Origin of the sequence: Caballeronia mineralivorans PML1(12), assembly GCF_001028175.1 — a bacterium.
GTDB lineage: Bacteria > Pseudomonadota > Gammaproteobacteria > Burkholderiales > Burkholderiaceae > Caballeronia > Caballeronia mineralivorans.
Window position 1 is genome coordinate 44951 of sequence record NZ_AEJF01000176.1, and the last position, 17217, is coordinate 62167.

The 17217-nt window shown below is 60.2% G+C and carries 13 protein-coding genes and 1 tRNA gene; 9 read left to right on the forward strand and 5 right to left on the reverse strand.

Annotated elements, in window-relative coordinates; translation table 11 throughout:
• Positions 1-167: 167 nt before the first annotated feature.
• From EOS_RS29955 to EOS_RS29970, 4 genes are all read right to left on the reverse strand, one after another.
• Positions 168-244 (reverse strand) — tRNA-Met (locus EOS_RS29955).
• A 111-nt stretch (positions 245-355) separates the two neighbouring features.
• Complete coding sequence (locus EOS_RS29960; RefSeq protein ID WP_047895821.1) at positions 356-2014, reverse strand: MFS transporter; 1659 nt, start codon at positions 2012-2014, stop codon at positions 356-358.
• Between the two features lie 227 nt (positions 2015-2241).
• The gene (locus tag EOS_RS29965) at positions 2242-3819 is read right to left on the reverse strand and encodes a sensor histidine kinase (protein ID WP_082163560.1); all 1578 of its coding nucleotides are present in this window, start codon (positions 3817-3819) and stop codon (positions 2242-2244) included.
• A gap of 23 nt (positions 3820-3842) precedes the next feature.
• A complete protein-coding gene (locus tag EOS_RS29970) occupies positions 3843-4586 on the reverse strand; it encodes a response regulator (RefSeq protein WP_047895863.1) in 744 nt (247 codons plus the stop codon).
• 227 nt (positions 4587-4813) lie between these two features.
• On the opposite strand from EOS_RS29970, the gene recA reads away from it, so the two are divergent.
• The 8 genes from recA (at position 4814) to EOS_RS30010 (ending at position 14460) form a co-directional block, all read left to right on the forward strand.
• Positions 4814-5890, forward strand: a complete 1077-nt coding sequence (recA, locus tag EOS_RS29975) for a recombinase RecA (RefSeq protein WP_047895822.1) — start codon at positions 4814-4816, stop codon at positions 5888-5890.
• Positions 5891-5906: 16 nt separating this feature from the next.
• Positions 5907-7523 (forward strand): recombination regulator RecX, encoded by a 1617-nt coding sequence (gene recX / locus EOS_RS45760; protein WP_235443004.1) that lies wholly within the window; start codon positions 5907-5909, stop codon positions 7521-7523.
• 273 nt (positions 7524-7796) lie between these two features.
• Positions 7797-8468: a DUF2889 domain-containing protein gene (locus tag EOS_RS29985; RefSeq protein ID WP_047895823.1), complete on the forward strand. Its 672-nt coding sequence runs from the start codon at positions 7797-7799 to the stop codon at positions 8466-8468.
• A 171-nt stretch (positions 8469-8639) separates the two neighbouring features.
• The gene (sucC, locus tag EOS_RS29990) at positions 8640-9821 is read left to right on the forward strand and encodes an ADP-forming succinate--CoA ligase subunit beta (RefSeq protein WP_326972956.1); all 1182 of its coding nucleotides are present in this window, start codon (positions 8640-8642) and stop codon (positions 9819-9821) included.
• Positions 9822-9953: 132 nt separating this feature from the next.
• The gene (gene sucD, locus EOS_RS29995) at positions 9954-10835 is read left to right on the forward strand and encodes a succinate--CoA ligase subunit alpha (protein ID WP_031359567.1); all 882 of its coding nucleotides are present in this window, start codon (positions 9954-9956) and stop codon (positions 10833-10835) included.
• A 154-nt stretch (positions 10836-10989) separates the two neighbouring features.
• Entirely contained in the window at positions 10990-11700 is a 711-nt protein-coding gene (locus EOS_RS30000) for a TerC family protein (protein WP_047895825.1), read from the forward strand.
• A 184-nt stretch (positions 11701-11884) separates the two neighbouring features.
• Complete coding sequence (locus EOS_RS30005; RefSeq protein ID WP_326972955.1) at positions 11885-12421, forward strand: pilin; 537 nt, start codon at positions 11885-11887, stop codon at positions 12419-12421.
• A gap of 218 nt (positions 12422-12639) precedes the next feature.
• On the forward strand, positions 12640-14460 hold the full coding sequence (locus EOS_RS30010) for a PglL family O-oligosaccharyltransferase (protein WP_047895827.1): 1821 nt from the start codon (positions 12640-12642) through the stop codon (positions 14458-14460).
• 144 nt (positions 14461-14604) lie between these two features.
• Here the strand turns inward: EOS_RS30010 and moaC are convergent, their stop codons facing one another.
• Positions 14605-15084, reverse strand: a complete 480-nt coding sequence (gene moaC / locus EOS_RS30015) for a cyclic pyranopterin monophosphate synthase MoaC (RefSeq protein ID WP_047895828.1) — start codon at positions 15082-15084, stop codon at positions 14605-14607.
• A 165-nt stretch (positions 15085-15249) separates the two neighbouring features.
• Here moaC and EOS_RS30020 point away from each other — a divergent pair, with 165 nt between their 5' ends.
• Positions 15250-17211: a M48 family metalloprotease gene (locus tag EOS_RS30020; protein ID WP_047895829.1), complete on the forward strand. Its 1962-nt coding sequence runs from the start codon at positions 15250-15252 to the stop codon at positions 17209-17211.
• The last annotated feature ends 6 nt before the right edge of the window (positions 17212-17217 follow it).

Below are 17217 nucleotides of genomic sequence, written 5' to 3' on the forward strand. Positions count from 1 at the left end.
ACGCTGCCCTAGCAGATGGAGGATCTATGAAGAGGGACGTCGCGGGCCACTGATTCCGCACTGGAAATTCGGTATCCGCCAGGACCTATATTCCGATCGTGTTGTCTGGTGGGCAGCCAAATGAAAAAGCCGCTAATCCTTTCGGAACAGCGGCTTTCTTTACAACTTGGTGGCGAATCAGGGATTCGAACCCCGGACCTGCGGATTATGATTCCGTCGCTCTAACCGGCTGAGCTAATTCGCCAAGAGATCGAGATTATGAAGAGGGTTGCGAAACGTGTCAACCCCTTCCCAGCTCATTCCTAGAGACAAAGTGGACTAGGGGGCGACCAACCCATCACCGCCCCCAAGCCCCTCAATCCGAGTCATAAACCGCCGACCCTCTCGTCTCCTTAACAAACAGCATCCCGATCACGAACGTCACCAAGGCGATCACAATTGGATACCACAGCCCCGAGAAAATATTCCCCTTGGCGGCCACGATAGCAAACGCCGTAGCCGGCAAGAACCCACCGAACCACCCATTCCCGATGTGATAAGGCAGCGACATCGACGTATACCGGATCCGCGCCGGGAACATCTCCACAAGCATCGCGGCGATAGGCCCATAAACCATCGTCACGAAGATCATCATGATGGTCAGGATCACGATAGCCATCGGCCAGTTGATCAGCGCGGGATCAGCCTTCGCCGGATAACCCGCCGACTTCAGCGTGCCGGCCAGCGTCTTGTCGAACGCTGCGCCCTTGGCCTTCGCATCGGCGGCCTTACCGTCATACGTATCCAACACCGTATCGCCCACCTTGATCTGCGCGATCGTCCCGGCCGGCGCAGCCACGTTCTCATAGTTCAAGCCGGACTTCGACAACGCGCTCTTGGCAATATCGCAGGAGTTCGTGAACTTCGCTGTTCCCACCGGGTTGAACTGGAACGAGCATTCGTCCGGGTTGGCGATCACGCTGATCGGCGCCTTCAAGGTCGCGGCTTCCAGCGTCGGATTCGCGTAGTGAGCGAGCGCGTGGAAGAGCGGAAAGTACGACAGCGCGGCAATCAGGCACCCCGCCATGATGATCGGCTTGCGCCCGATCTTGTCCGACAGCGACCCGAAGAACAGGAAGAACGGCGTCCCGATCAACAGCGCCACCGCCACCATGATATTGGCGCTGGTGCCATCAACCTTGAGCGTCTGCGTCAGGAAAAACAGCGTATAGAACTGGCCCGTGTACCACACCACGGCTTGTCCCGCCGTCAGCCCGAACAGCGCGAGCAGCACGATCTTCAGGTTCTTCCACTGGCCGAACGCTTCGGTCAGCGGCGCTTTCGACGTCTTGCCTTCCGCCTTGATGCGCTCGAACACCGGCGATTCGTGCAGTTTCAGCCGAATCCACACGGAGACGCCAAGCAGCACGATCGACACCAGGAACGGCACACGCCAACCCCAGGCACCGAACGTCTCCTCGCCGACAGAACTCCGCACGATCAGGATCACGATCAGCGAGATGAAAAGCCCAAGCGTAGCCGTCGTCTGGATCCACGCCGTCCACGCGCCGCGCTTGTTGGCGGGCGCATGTTCCGCAACGTACGTCGCAGCACCTCCGTATTCACCGCCGAGCGCGAGCCCTTGCAGCAGCCGCATCGCGATGAAAAGCACTGGCGCGGCAATCCCGATCGTGCCGTATCCGGGTAGCAGCCCGACCAGGAAAGTGGACAGACCCATGATCACGATGGTCACAAGGAAGGTGTACTTGCGACCGACCATATCGCCGAGACGCCCGAACACGATCGCCCCGAACGGCCGCACGGCAAAACCCGCCGCGAAACCGAGCAACGTGAAGATGAAGGCGGCCGTCGGATTGACGCCGGAGAAGAAGGTCCTGCTGATATAGATGGCAAGCGAGCCCGCCAGATAAAAGTCGTACCACTCGAACACCGTGCCCAGCGATGACGCGAAAATCACGCGCCGTTCTTCGCTCGTCATCGGCGAGTGGGAAATGCGCCCCTCGACCGTCGCCATGAAATCGTCTCCTGTATTGATCTTTGAATGGCGTCCGCAGATAGCAGCGCCGTGCATCGATTATTGGAGGGAAAACTTACGGCGTTCTGACGCGTCGGAGTGGGGCGGCGAGCCGCTTTCTTATCTCCATATTGTTTCAACTTCTTCTAATTGTGTGGCTTTGATCTTCGTTCATCGCACAACATCGGTCTAAATTTCATTTCGCGAGATCGTTATGCAAAATTCGATCAGGGTTTGTCCCGGGCAGGATAAACCCGTTGTAAGCCCACTCTGACGAGCGTTCCGGCCTGCAGCGGCGCTTCGTTGTACACGTGATCGTCTATATCCAGCGTGCCGCCGTGCATCGTCACGATCTCCCTGACAATGGCAAGACCGAGTCCGCTGCCATCGCCTTCGCGTCCGAGTATTCGATAGAACCTCTCAAGCACTCGTGTCCGTTCAGCCGCTGGAATGCCTAATCCCGTGTCTTCCACTTCGAGAAAGACGTGGCGCGTGTCGGACTCGTCGGCGCGAACGCGAACCGTGATCCGGCCACCGGGCGGGGTATAGCGAATGGCGTTATCGATGAGATTCGACAGCATTTCGCGCAACATCACCGCGTTGCCCTCGACCTCAACCGGATGCGCGGGCTCCTCGTAACCAATGTCCATCTGCTTTGCCAGCGCGGCCTGCACCCAGTCGCGCACGGCAAGCCGCGCGAGATCGGTCAGCTCCACGCGCGAGAAAATCTGGCCCGACATCCGGTTCTCCGCCCGAGCCAGCGCGAGCAGTTGCGTGACCAGCCGCGCCGCGTGCTCGGAGCTCGTCGCGATCTGTTCGAGCGAGCGCTGCACTTCCGCCGACACATCCTGCCGCAACGCCAGCTCCGCCTGCGTCCTCAAGCCCGCGAGCGGCGTTTTCATCTGATGCGCGGCGTCGGCTATGAAGCGCTTCTGCAACTGCATGTTCTGCTCGAGCCGGTTGAGCAGATCGTTGAACGACGCCACCAGCGGCGCGATCTCTGGCGGCGCGCGGCTCGCTTCGAGCGGCGAAAGATCGTCGGGACGTCGGGCCCGGATATTCGATTGCAACGCATGCAGCGGCGCGAGCCCACGCGACAACCCGAACCAGACCAGTACGATCGCTAGCGGCAAAATCACGAACTGCGGCAGGATCACGCCCTTGATGATGTCGTTGGCCAACTGGCTACGTTTATCGAGCGTCTCGGCCACCTGAACCAGCACCGGATGCGGCAGCGACGGCGCTTCCACCGTCGTATAAGCAACGCGAATATCGTTGCCGCGCAGCACGTCATCACGAAATTCGACGATGCCGGGCTGCGGCCGGTCATCGTCGTGTGGCAAGGGCATATCGGCGTCACCACCGACCAACTCCCCGCGCGTGCCGAGCACCTGGAAAAACACACTATCGACGTTATCCGCGCGCAGAAAGTCGCGCGTAGCGTTGGGCAGCCGCAATTCGGCGACGCCGTTCACCGGCTGGATCTGCCGCGCGAGCACATAGGCATCGGTCTCGAGCGCGCGATCAAACGGCCCGTTGGCGATCGATTTGGCGACGAGATACGTGACCGCGATACTCATTGGCCACAACAGCAGCAGCGGCGCGAGCATCCAATCCAGAATCTCGCCGAACAGCGAGCGCGGCGCCGGCTCGCCGTCGGGCTCGAGTTCATCGGGCGGTGCGAACGGATTGGCGTAACGCGCGTCGCGGGACGCGTCGGGGTCGGCCTCGGGTAAATCCGGCGAAGGGTGTGTTAGCTCGCGCAACACCGGTGCGGCGCGCTCGGGGGACGCTGGCGAGCCCATGGCGTAATTACTCGTGGTTACTGTTACTTATGTTGCGGGCTGGGCGAGACGGGCTCGTCAGCGTTCGCCGGGGCAGACGGAACAGAGGGGGCCACCGCGGCAACGGCTTTTTCAAGGCTATAGCCTAGCCCGCGAACGGTTATGATGCGCGCCCCGCCGGGCTCGATTTTTTTTCTTAGCCGATGGACATAGACTTCGATCGCGTTGTTGCTGACTTCCTCGCCCCACTCGCAAAGGTGGTTGACGAGCTGTTCCTTCGACACCAGTCGGCCAACCCGTTGCAGCAAGACTTCGAGCACGCCGAGTTCGCGCGCCGATAACTCGATGACCTGCTCGTTGATAAACGCAATGCGCCCGACCTGATCGAATGAAAGCGCGCCGTGTTTGACGACCGTCGGACCACCGCCGGCGCCACGCCGGGTGAGGGCGCGCACGCGGGCTTCGAGTTCGTTCAGCGCGAACGGTTTGGCCATGTAGTCGTCGGCGCCGAGGTCGAGTCCCTTGACGCGTTCGTCGACGCTGTCGGCGGCTGTCAGGATGAGTACGGGCATCTGGGAATTACGGGCTCTGAGGCGTCGCAGGACTTCAAGGCCGGACATCATCGGCAGGCCCAGATCGAGGATCAGAAGGTCGAAAGTCTGGAGCGAAAGCGCGTTGTCCGCGTCCACACCGTGCCGCACATGATCCACGGCATAGCCCGATTGGCGGAGTGATCGAATGAGACCGTCCGCGAGTATGCTGTCGTCTTCGGCAATGAGGATTCGCATCGTAGTGTGCGCAAAAGGCATTGCCGGCACCGCAATTCGCCCGGCGCGGCGGTCTCCAGGTGTTGTGGTGTGCTCGCATGGGTCGAACGTGGCGCTGAAACTACGCGCACCGATCGGACTTGCAAAAACACCTGTTTTTTTATACAGTGTCTGCAGCAGTGCGCCCAACCGGAAAAAAGTCCCAAGGGCATGCGCCAGACGCCGTTCATCATAGCAAAGGACGATTCATGGAAGATAGCAAGAAAGGCCCGGGCGGGATGTCTGCAGAGAAGAGCAAGGCGCTGGCCGTCGCGCTCGCGCAGATCGAGAAGCAATTCGGCAAGGGGTCGATCATGCGGCTCGGCGCTGGCGAAGCCATTGAAGACATTCAAGTGGTCTCGACCGGTTCGCTCGGACTGGATATTGCATTGGGCGTAGGCGGCTTGCCGCGTGGGCGCGTAGTGGAAATCTACGGTCCGGAATCGTCGGGCAAGACCACGCTGACGCTGCAAGTGATTGCCGAAATGCAGAAGATCGGCGGCACAGCGGCATTTATCGACGCGGAACACGCGCTCGACATCGCTTATGCACAGAAGCTCGGCGTGAATGCGTCGGACTTGCTGATCTCGCAGCCGGACACGGGCGAGCAGGCACTGGAAATCGCGGACGCGCTCGTGCGTTCGGGTTCCATCGACATGATCGTGATCGACTCGGTCGCGGCGCTGGTGCCGAAGGCAGAAATCGAAGGCGAAATGGGCGATTCGTTGCCTGGTTTGCAAGCACGCTTGATGTCGCAAGCGCTGCGCAAGCTGACCGGCACGATCAAGCGCACGAACTGCCTGGTGATCTTCATTAACCAGATCCGCATGAAGATTGGCGTGATGTTCGGCAACCCGGAAACCACCACGGGTGGTAATGCGCTGAAGTTCTACGCATCGGTGCGCCTGGACATTCGCCGCATTGGTTCGATCAAGAAGAACGACGAAGTGATCGGCAATGAAACGCGCGTGAAGGTGGTGAAGAACAAGGTTGCGCCGCCGTTCCGCGAGGCCATCTTCGACATTCTCTACGGCGAAGGTATCTCGCGTCAGGGCGAAATCATCGACTTGGGCGTGCAGGCCAAGCTCGTTGATAAGGCGGGCGCCTGGTACAGCTACAACGGCGAACGGATTGGCCAGGGTAAGGACAACGCACGCGAATTCCTGCGTGAGAATCCGGAAATGGCGCGTGAGATCGAAAACAAGATTCGCGAGTCGCTGGGCGTCAATGCAATGGCCGACGCAGTTGCTCCGGGTGTTGCCGAAGTGGCGGACGAAGAAGAATGAGTGTTAGGCGGTAAAGATGATGCGCAAGAGCCGGTTCGGATCGAAGGCCGGTCGCGATGCAAGTCGTGACATGGAGCAGGACCTAAAGGAAGATCCGGACGGCTCGAAGTCCATCAGCGATGACGACGAAAGTCTCGACGCTGAGGAAGGCGTTGATCGCTATGAACGAAGCAGCGATCGATACCGCGCAGCAGCAGGCGAACGCGCCGGTGCGGAGGGATCTGCGCTGGCGCGTCGTTCGTTTGGGAACAGCTTCGCGAAGAGCGGTGGCGGTTCGGGCGGGAAAAGCGAGGGTGGTGGTGGGTTTAAAGGCGGTGGGTTTTCCAGCGGCAAGAGTGCTGGCAGCGGAAGTGGCAGTACCAGTAGCTTCGCCAGGAAAAGCAGCTTTGGGCGCCCGGGCGGTTCAAGCTTGTCGTCTGGCAGCAGCAAGGCCGAGGCAATTGCCGCGAGTTTGGAAGCTGCCGGTGAAACCACGCAGCCGGATAGCGAACCGGTGTTTGAACGGTCGAGTGATCGTGCGTATCCGAAACGTGGATCGTTAGGCGGCGGGGCGTCGGCGCGGTCGTCTTCGGATCGTGCATCGACAGATGCCCCGGCTGAATACGAGCGATCGAGTGATCGCAGCAAATTTGGACGTGGCGGGTTGACTGGGCGCAAAGCGGCTAGTCCGGCCTCGCGTGGAAAATCTTCGCCTCAGTCTGCTGATGGTGAGGATGTTTTCGAACGATCCACCGATCGAAATACCAGCCGTCGCGTTTCGCCGAAATTGGCAAAACCCGCTGACGGGAAAAGCGCCGAACGCGCTGATATTACGGTTGTGCTGCAAATTGACGAGCAACGAATTGAATCGGCGCAGCTTGATTCGACCGCTGGATTGGAGGTGATCGACGCCGAGGAACGCTTAAAACGCGCTCGGGCAGTGCTGGAACAGGCACTTGTTCAATCACAGGCCGCGCCTGCAAAAGCTGCCAGAAAATCACAAGCGAAACCTGCAGTTATCTCTCCGGGCATCGTTGGAGACGCCGGCATCGACATAGCCGATCCATTCGAGCCCTTCGAACAGTGCGCACCGTCCGTAGCGGAAGTGGCCAGCGAAAACCCAATCGCCGAACCGGTTTATTCACGCGGATCCAACGGACGTGCAAAGACATCGGCAACCGGCGATTCCAAGCGAAAGGGGCCGCAGCTATCGTTACGCGGCCGTGCGCTGGGTTATCTATCGCGTCGCGAACACAGTCGCGCTGAGTTGTCTCGCAAGCTGACGCCGCATCTCGGCGAAAACGACTCTCTCGATACCTTGCTCGACGCGCTCGAGCGTGAAGGGTGGTTATCGAATGAGCGATATGTCGAGAGCGTGCTTCATCGACGCGGCACTCGCCTCGGCACAAGCCGGATCGTCAATGAGTTGAAGCGGAACGGTATCGACGAAACGCTGATTCAGGATGCAGGCGCTGAATTGAACAAGACCGAACTCAACCGTGCCCGCGAAGTCTGGAGTAAAAAATACGGTGAACCGCCAACCACCCCGGCCGAACGCGCGAAGCAAGCCCGCTTTCTCGCCACACGGGGTTTCACCAGTGGCACGATTATGAAAGTGCTGAAATCAGGCGACGACGAATTCATCGACGAATAGACGTCAGGGTGGAAATTTGGCTCATACGGGCGGGGCGGATAACGAATAGCCAAGAGCCCAGTTCGCCTACAAATAGCAAACAAAAAAACACAAACAAAAAACCTACCCCACCCACGTTGAGCGGAATCCCCCACCTCCTGCAACCAACGCGAAACAAACCCCCGCACAACCCGCCGCATTCTCCCTCAAGCTTCCCCGCCGCAACTCGGTCCGGCTGAAAACGGCCAGTATGCTAAAATTTCGGCGTTTTCTCATTCCGGCCTTCCTCAGCACATGCCGCTTTCTCCGCCCGTTTCCCGACAGTTGCGCCATCGCCGCGCGATTCGAATGGAAGCGTTTGAGCGTGACGACGGCCTGTGGGATATCGAAGCCTGTCTAACCGATGAAAAGCCGCGCGACGTCAAACTCGCGACGGGCGTCCGGCCTCAAGGCCTGCCGATCCATGAACTCTGGCTGCGCATCACTATCGACCGCTCGTTCACTATCGTTGACGCCGAAGCGGCTTCCGAGTGGGCACCGTACACCAGTCTTTGTGCAGCATCGAACCCGGCATATCGCGCGCTCATCGGCCTCAATCTGGTGCAAAATTTCCGTCGTGAATCCAGCCGACTACTGGCCGGCACGACCGGTTGCACGCACATCACTGAACTCTGCGCCGTGTTGCCCACAGCCGCCATCCAGGCATTCGCCGGCGAAGTGTGGAACACCGAAAAAGGTGGCGCACCCGGCAAACCAGCCGGTAGTTCCTCAGACAAAGAAGCAGACAGCAACAAACCCCCATTCCAGCTTGGTCGTTGCAACGCATTGCGTTTCGACGGTGAAGCCGTGCGGCAATATTATCCGCGCTGGTTCGGCCATGCGCCCCGAAGCGCGGCCGACCGGATGGCGGATAAGGACAACCCGAAAAAGGCCGGGAGCGAAGTTGAACCGGCTCAGCAAAACTAGCGAAATCTAGCAAGAGCAGGTTCACAGAACTGGCCGACCAAGACGAGCGGTAAAAGCAGCAAGATCAGCAGAAATCAGCATGACTCCGAAGGCGCGTATCGTCGACGCCGGAAGCAACGCTCAACGTAATCCAAGTAATCCACGTAATCGAAGTTCAATCCAACTCTCAGACTGAAGGAATCACGCATGAAGATTCACGAGTACCAGGGAAAGGAAATCCTGCGGAAGTTCGGCGTCGCGGTCCCGCGCGGCAAGCCCGTGTTCTCGGTGGACGATGCGGTCAAGGCCGCGGAAGAGCTGGGCGGCCCGGTTTGGGTCGTCAAGGCTCAGATTCACGCTGGCGGCCGTGGTAAGGGCGGCGGCGTGAAGGTTGCAAAGACGCTGGAACAGGTTCGCGAATATTCGAACCAGATCCTCGGCATGCAACTCGTCACGCACCAGACCGGCCCTGAAGGCCAAAAGGTGAACCGCCTGCTGATCGAAGAAGGCGCGGACATCAAGAAGGAGCTGTACATCGGCCTCGTGCTCGATCGCATCACGCAAAAAGTCGTGGTGATGGCGTCGAGCGAAGGCGGCATGGACATTGAAGAAGTCGCGGAGAAGACGCCGGAACTGCTGCACAAGTTCGCCGTCGAGCCGTCGACGGGTCTGCTCGACAAAGACGCCGACGACCTCTCGCGCAAGATCGGCATTCCCGAAGGCTCGATCCCGCAAGCGCGCGCGATCCTGCAAGGCCTGTACAAGGCATTCTGGGAAACGGACGCATCGCTGGCCGAAATCAACCCGCTGATCGTCACCGGCGACGGCAAGGTGATCGCACTGGACGCCAAGTTCAACTTCGACGCCAACGCGCTGTTCCGTCACCCGGACATCGTCGCGTATCGCGATATCGATGAAGAAGATCCGGCTGAAGTGGAAGCATCGAAGTTCGATCTGGCCTACATCTCGCTCGATGGCAACATCGGCTGCCTGGTGAACGGCGCCGGTCTGGCAATGGCGACCATGGACACGATCAAGCTGTTCGGCGGCGAGCCGGCCAACTTCCTCGACGTGGGCGGTGGCGCTACGACCGAGAAGGTCACGGAAGCCTTCAAGATCATGTTGAAGAACCCGGGCCTCAAGGCAATCCTCGTGAACATTTTCGGCGGCATCATGCGCTGCGACGTGATCGCGGAAGGCGTGATCGAAGCGTCGAAGGCCGTGTCGCTGAAGGTTCCTCTGGTCGTGCGCATGAAGGGCACGAACGAAGATCTCGGCAAGAAGATGCTGGCGGATTCGGGCTTGCCGATCATCGCGGCCGACAGCATGGAAGAAGCTGCGCAGAAGGTCGTCGCGGCAGCCGAGGGCAAGTAATCCAGGCTTGTTTGTTGTCAAACCAGACACCGGATTACGAGCGTTCCACCAGATACGAAAGGCGCCGCTTTTTGCCTGAGTGCTCCACGAGCATTCGAGGCACGGGCGACGTCGACGAACAGAGGTCACACTATGTCGATTCTGATCAACAAAGACACCAAGGTCATCACCCAGGGTATTACCGGCAAGACCGGTCAGTTCCACACCCGCGCTTGCCGCGAGTATGCGAACGGCCGTGAAGCGTACGTTGCGGGTGTGAACCCGAAGCGCGCCGGCGAAGATTTCGAAGGCATTCCAATCTACGCCAGCGTCGCGGAAGCGAAGGCTGAAACGGGCGCAACCGTTTCGGTGATCTACGTGCCGCCGGCGGGCGCCGCTGCTGCCATCTGGGAAGCGGTCGAAGCCGATCTGGATCTCGCGATCTGCATCACGGAAGGCATTCCCGTGCGTGACATGCTCGAGATCAAGGACCGTATGCGTCGCGAAAATCGCAAGACGCTGCTGCTCGGACCGAACTGCCCGGGCACGATCACGCCGGACGAACTGAAGATCGGCATCATGCCGGGTCATATTCACCGTAAGGGCCGTATCGGCGTGGTGTCGCGTTCGGGCACGCTCACGTACGAAGCGGTTGGCCAGTTGACGGCTATTGGCCTTGGCCAGTCGTCGGCAGTGGGTATTGGCGGCGATCCGATCAACGGTCTGAAGCACATCGACGTCATGAAGATGTTCAACGACGATCCCGACACGGACGCCGTGATCATGATCGGCGAGATCGGCGGCCCGGACGAAGCGAATGCGGCTTACTGGATCAAGGACAACATGAAGAAGCCGGTGGTTGGCTTCATCGCTGGCGTCACGGCTCCGGCCGGCAAGCGCATGGGTCACGCGGGCGCGCTGATTTCGGGCGGTGCGGACACGGCCGATGCCAAGCTGGAAATCATGGAAGCGTGCGGTATCACCGTCACGAAGAACCCGTCGGAAATGGCGCGTCTGTTGAAGGCGATGCTTTAAGGGTTTAGGGAACGGCCGATCGACAGAAAACGCTGGGCTTTGCTATGCTTACGTAAGCCTTTCGTGACACGTTGGTTCTAAAAGCGGGGGAGCTCAGGCTTCCCCGCTTTTTTATTGCGCGTCCTTTCTGTCGCTGTCGTTCACCGGTTTTTTCATGCTCGAATTTTTCGCCACGCTCCATTGGGGCGCTGTTCTACAGATCATCGTCATCGATATCCTTCTTGGCGGCGATAACGCCGTCGTCATCGCGCTCGCCTGCAGGAATTTACCGGCTGAACAACGCACCCGCGGCGTGCTGCTTGGCACGCTCGGAGCCATCGTGCTGCGGGTTGCGCTGATCTCGTTCGCGGTGCTGCTGCTCGATATCCCGTTCCTCAAGTTCGTCGGCGGCTTGATGCTGTTGTGGATCGGCGTGAAGTTGATGATGCCGGATCACAGCGACCCGAATATCAAACCGTCCGACCAACTCTGGGCTGCCATCAAGACGATCATCGTGGCCGATGCCGTGATGAGCCTCGACAACGTTATAGCGATTGCAGGTGCCGCGGAAGCGGCCGATCCGCAGCATCGGTTTGCGCTGGTCGTCTTCGGGCTGCTCGTGAGCATTCCGTTGATCGTGTGGGGCAGCACACTGGTGCTGAAGCTGCTCGACAAGTTCCCGATCGTGATTGCACTTGGCGCTGGTTTGCTTGGGTGGATCGCGGGCGGGTTGATCATCGACGATCCGTTCATCGACCGCTGGCCCGCGCTGAACGTGCCGAGCGCCGAGTACGCTGCGCGCGTGGCGGGGGCGGTGTTGGTGCTGGCCGTCGGCTGGTACTTTCGTCGGCGCGTGCAGGCCGCGGAATCGAAAGCCGCGCACTGATTTTGGGCTTGTGCGTTGGCCGTTCGGCTGACTGCCAAGGCTCCGCTGGGCTCAATAAGATCGAAGCGTCTGGATTGCATTACGCAACCAGGCGCTTCGTCTTTTTGGGAGTTCAGCGATGACAGTAGCGGTGTGCAGGTTCAAGAGTGTAGATGGCGGCCAAGCGTGGTTTCGAAGACTTCTCATGCGCGGCAAGTTAAGGCGCTTCGGGATGGGTTTTACGTTGATCGAGTTGATGATCGTGCTGGCGATCGTCGGTGTGGTCGCGGCGTATGCCATTCTGGCGTATCAGGATTATCTGGCGCGCAGCCGGGTGGGTGAGGGGTTGTCGCTGGCATCGTCGGCGCGGCTGGCGGTGGCGGAGAATGCCGCGAGCGGGTCAGAACTGGGTGGCGGATATGCCTCACCACCGGGGACTCGAAACGTCGAATCGATTCACGTCGACGACCCCAACGGGCAAATCACCATCGCGTTTTCCACGCGCGTCGCGCCAGTGGGATCGAATACGCTTGTGCTCGTGCCTTTGACACCGGACAACGCCGAGACGCCAACTGCGCGAACCGTTCTGACGAAGGGTTCGGTTCAGGCGGGATCGATCACTTGGGAGTGTTTCGCCGCCACGAAAACGGCATCCTCTTTGCCCGCGCCGGGTCCGGGTCCGTCACCCTCGGAAGCACCCACGTTGCCGCCCAATCTCGCACCGCCGGAATGCCGGACGTAACGAGCTGAAAGGCTGGCCGCATGAAACCGTAATCGCGTCAATCGAGGTGCTGACGCCTCTGAGCGAGCACGCGGATGTGCGGATAGCCCGGACGTTTCGCCGAAACCACCACGGAATTTCCACGAATGACGGTGATTTCGGCGCATTTCATGCCACGTGCCGCACAGCATGGGTAATTTTTTGTATAGTGCGCCGGTTGCCGACGTTCCCGACCCCACATGCCTTCAAACATTGCCCGCTACCTTTCTCTTGCTGTCCTCTGTCTGGCATTGACGATCCCGTTCGCGGTCGTCAACCACACCTATCCCATTCCGACCTTCTACGCCGAGTTCAGCGCGCTGGCGTTATTCCTGGTGCTCGGTGGGGCGATGGTGCTGATCGTGCGTCTGTCCGAACCGCGTGTGCCGTTCGCTACACCGGTCATCGCGTTGATGCCGCTGGTGCTCGGCTTGCTGCTCGTGGCGCAGACGGTGGTGTTGCCGCTCGCGCAGCCATCGATGAACTGGCTCGGCGGCGGTTATTTGCTGGCGTCGTTTATCGCAGTGCATACCGGTTATGGCTTCGCGCGAGCGGGTCTCGGCGAGAAGGCGTTGCGCTGGGGTGCGGCGGCGTTGATCGTTGGTGGCCTGTTCGCCGTGTTCTGTCAGGTCGTGCAGTTGTTTCATATGGAAGCGAAGTTTTCGCCATTCGTGGTTGTCTACAACGTCGTGATCGAACGGCGGCCGTTCGGCAACATGGCGCAGGCGAATCACCTCGCCACCTACATTGCGTTCGCAACGGCGGGCGCGCTGTATCTCGTCCAGACACGACGGCTGCCGGTGATCGTATGGCTCGTCCTCTCCGCGATATTTTCAGCAGGGCTCGCGTTGACCGTGTCACGTGGACCGTGGCTGCAGATGGGCGTGATCGCCGTCGGGGGATTCTGGATGGCCTTCATTCAGAGCTGTTCGACCGTGGCCGACGATCCGGATGCTCCCTCGAACAGCACTACTCGTCGCAAAACCCGCGCGTGGCTGATTCCGATCGTGCTGCTCGTGTTGTTCTTCGCCGTGAATGCCGCGATTCGCTGGGCGAACTTGCGTTATCAGCTCGAACTTAGCCAGTCGGCGGCAGAACGGATGCAGGACGCGAATCAGATCGCGCCGCGGCTTGCACTCTGGAAGTACGGCTGGACCATGTTCCTCACGCATCCTTTGCTGGGTGTCGGTTGGGGCGAGTTTCCGCTGCATCAGTTCGAATTCGTGCGGGAGCTTGGCGGTGTGGAGATTGCGAATAATTCGCACGATATCTTCATCGACTTGCTTGCGAAAACGGGTCTGCTCGGCATGGCGATCGTGTTGTTCAGCGTGGTGTGCTGGCTCGTGCGCGTGCTGCGCGCGCGGCACACGCCGGCGCGGATTTTTGCGCTTTCGCTGCTGGGCGTGCTGATGATGCATGCGCTGGTTGAGTATCCGCAGCAGTACATGTTCTATCTGATGCCCGCGATGCTGATTTTCGGTTTGCTTGAGACGCGGCCGTTGCGCCTGGTATCGCGTTCATTTTCCTATGGGATGTACGTGGTTTTGGTCGTGCTCGGGTTGGCTTCGCTGTATCCCATCTTGCGCGACTACAACCGTTCGGAAGTGCTTTATTACGGTAGCCAGCCGGCTGAGCAATATCGTGCAGATCCGTCGTTTTTGTTTGGGGCCTGGGGCGAGTACGGTGCCGCGACGCTGCTGCCGATGAACAGTCAGAACCTCGCGGCCAAGCTCGGGATGCATCGTCAGGCGCTTGCGTTATTGCCCGGGGAAACCGTGCTGCGCCGTTATGCGGTGTTACAGGCGCTGGCCGGACAGACGCAGGATGGACTTGATACTATCGCTCGCCTGAAGATCTTCTCCACCGAGCTTCACGACTGGCCGCAGCAACTGGCGGACGTTTATCAGTTAATCGACGATCAGGGCAAGCCGCTCGCCGGGTTTAAAGCTGAGCTAGTGAAGATGTATGGCGTGCCCGCGCCGAAGGCGAACGACGATGACAGCGATGATGGGGATGAGTGAGCTGGCTTGATCGTTGATGAAAATAAAGGCGGTTCCGACTTGCGTTGGAACCGCCTTTTTCTCGACTAAACGAGCTTGATTGCTGACCAGCGAAAGTGATTTGCCACGGGGCGATGCCCACGGCGAAATGCAAACGCCCTTTGATCAACTCCCCGCCACCCAATCCCCCGATTTCCCCCCGTGCTTCTCCATCACGCGCACGTTGTTAATGGTCATCCCACGATCTACCGCCTTGCACATGTCATAAACCGTCAACAGTCCCACCTGAACGGCGGTGAGCGCTTCCATCTCCACGCCCGTGCGCCCGACCGTTTCCACACGGACTTCGCAAAACACGCCGGGCAGGTTTTCATCGATGGAAAAATCCACCACTACCCGCGTCAACGCCAGCGGATGGCATAGCGGGATCAAATCGGAGGTCCGTTTCGCGCCCTGGATCGCTGCGATGCGCGCGACGCCGAGCACATCGCCTTTTTTAGCCTTGCCGTCGCGGATCAGCGCGAGCGTAGCGGGCAGCATCGCGATTGAACCGCGCGCCACGGCTACGCGGTGCGTCTCGCTTTTGTCGCCGACATCGACCATGTGCGCTTCGCCAGAAGCATCGAAATGTGTAAGTCCGGACATAACCTCTCCTTGCAACGGGCGCTCATCATAACAGCGGCGCGCCGGTGGTTCAGACGCGCTCACGCTGCTACGATAAGCCTTTCAAGCAGATTTCGCATTCCGTTCGCCGCGTTTTTCAGCCGATGGGCGGTCGCCAACCAGGCGACCGTATAGCAAAAGTTTGCCATGCGTCCAAACCGTTTAATCGCCGCTGTGTTGTGCCTGACCGTGGCCCTGCCTCCCAGCGCGTTCGCGCAAGCGGGAGCGGGTTTAGGTGCGCAGTCGGCGGGTGGGGCGACAACCGCACCAACAAGCCCAACCACCCCCACAGCCACCATCGACGCCAACGTCTTCGGCCTCTACGGTGGCGCCGAAACCCGTTTCGCCAACCGCCCGGGCGAAAAGGCGGGTCTCCAGTCATCGATGAACGCGCTTCAGCTCCCCGATCTTGGCGATGGTTCCGGCGGCACGCTCACCCCACAAGCCGAACGCCGCCTCGGCGAGCGTTTGATGCGCGACCTGCGCCGCGATCCCGATTACCTCGATGACTGGCTCATCCGCGACTACCTGAATTCGATCGCGACGCGGCTATCCGCAGCGGCGGAGACGCAGTACCTCGGCAGCTATCTGCCGGACTTCGATCTTTTCCCCGTCCGCGATTCGCAGATCAACGCGTTCTCGATGCCCGGCGGTTTTATCGGCGTGAACACGGGCTTGATTGCGACGAGTCAGACGGAGTCGGAGCTGGCGTCGGTGATCGGGCACGAGATGGGGCACGTGCTGCAGAGGCACATCGCCCGGATGATGGGCACGAGCGAGCGCAGCGGTTACGCCGCGCTCGCCGCCATGCTGTTCGGCGTGCTGGCGGGCGTGGTGGCCCATAGCGGCGATCTGGGCATGGGCATCGCGATGGGTGGACAGGCGTTCGCGTTCGACAGCCAGTTGCGGTTTTCGCGGGCGGCGGAACACGAGGCGGACCGCGTCGGTTTTCAGATGCTCAGCGCAGCCGGTTACGATCCCTACGCAATGGTCGCCTTTTTCGCCCGGCTTGACCGCACCGCCATGGGCGAGAACGGCCTGCCCCCGTATCTGCGCACGCATCCGCTCACCGGCGAACGAATGGCCGATATGGAGGACCGGGCGCGCCGGGTGTCATATCGGCAGCCGCATCAGAGTTCGGAGTACGGTTTCGTGCGGGCGCGGGCGCGCGTGCTGCAGGTGAATTCGGCGAGTGAATATCGCGATATTGCCAGCCGCTTGCGCTCTGAAATCGACGATCAAACTGCGCTGAATGTATCGGCGAACTGGTATGGAATTGCGCTCGCGCAGACTCTTTTGAGCGACTACGGTGCTGCGACCGAAGCGCTCGGCGAAGCGCGCCGTGCGTTCGAAAGCAACGCGGGAGAGGGGGATTCGGGCGCCGGTGCGCGATCTGCAAAACGCGAGTCAGGTGCACGGCCGGTATCGGCTGAGGCACGCCGAACCACAGCGAAGGAGACGGGCACGCCGGAACTATCCAGAGCCGCCGCAAAAAGCGACGCAAGCCTCATCGCTATCTCCCCTTCAGCCAAGACCGCACCGCCAATCAACGTCGCTTCCCCAGCCAGTGCGGCTTTGGCATCGCTTAACGCCTCGCGCACGCCGGCCAATATCGTGAACCTCGGCACCATCGTCGCTACACGCCCGCCCATTCGCAGTTCCCCAAGCCTCGATGTCCTCGCCGCCGAGATCGCGCGCTTATCGGGTCGTAACGACGACGCCGTGCATCTCGCCGAGATCGCGCAGCAGCGCTGGCACGAGTCCCACGCTGCCATCGAGACCCATTTGCAGGCGCTGTTATCCGCGCATCGTTTCACCGAAGCCCAAGCGCTCGCCCGCAGCGAAACCCGCGCCGATCCCGCTCAGCCCGACTGGTGGCGATATCTGGCGCAGGCGAGCGCCGGCGCAAACGATCCGATGCAGCAGCATCGCGCGATGGCCGAGAAGCTTGCACTCGACGGCGCGTGGCCATCGGCGATCCGGCAATTGCAGGCCGCCCGCGATCTCAAGAGCGCGAGTTTCTACGATTTATCGACGATTTCAGCGCGTCTGCGTGACTTCGAGACGCGCTACAAGGAAGAGCGCGAGCTGGAGAAGGACGATAGTTAGGAGGCT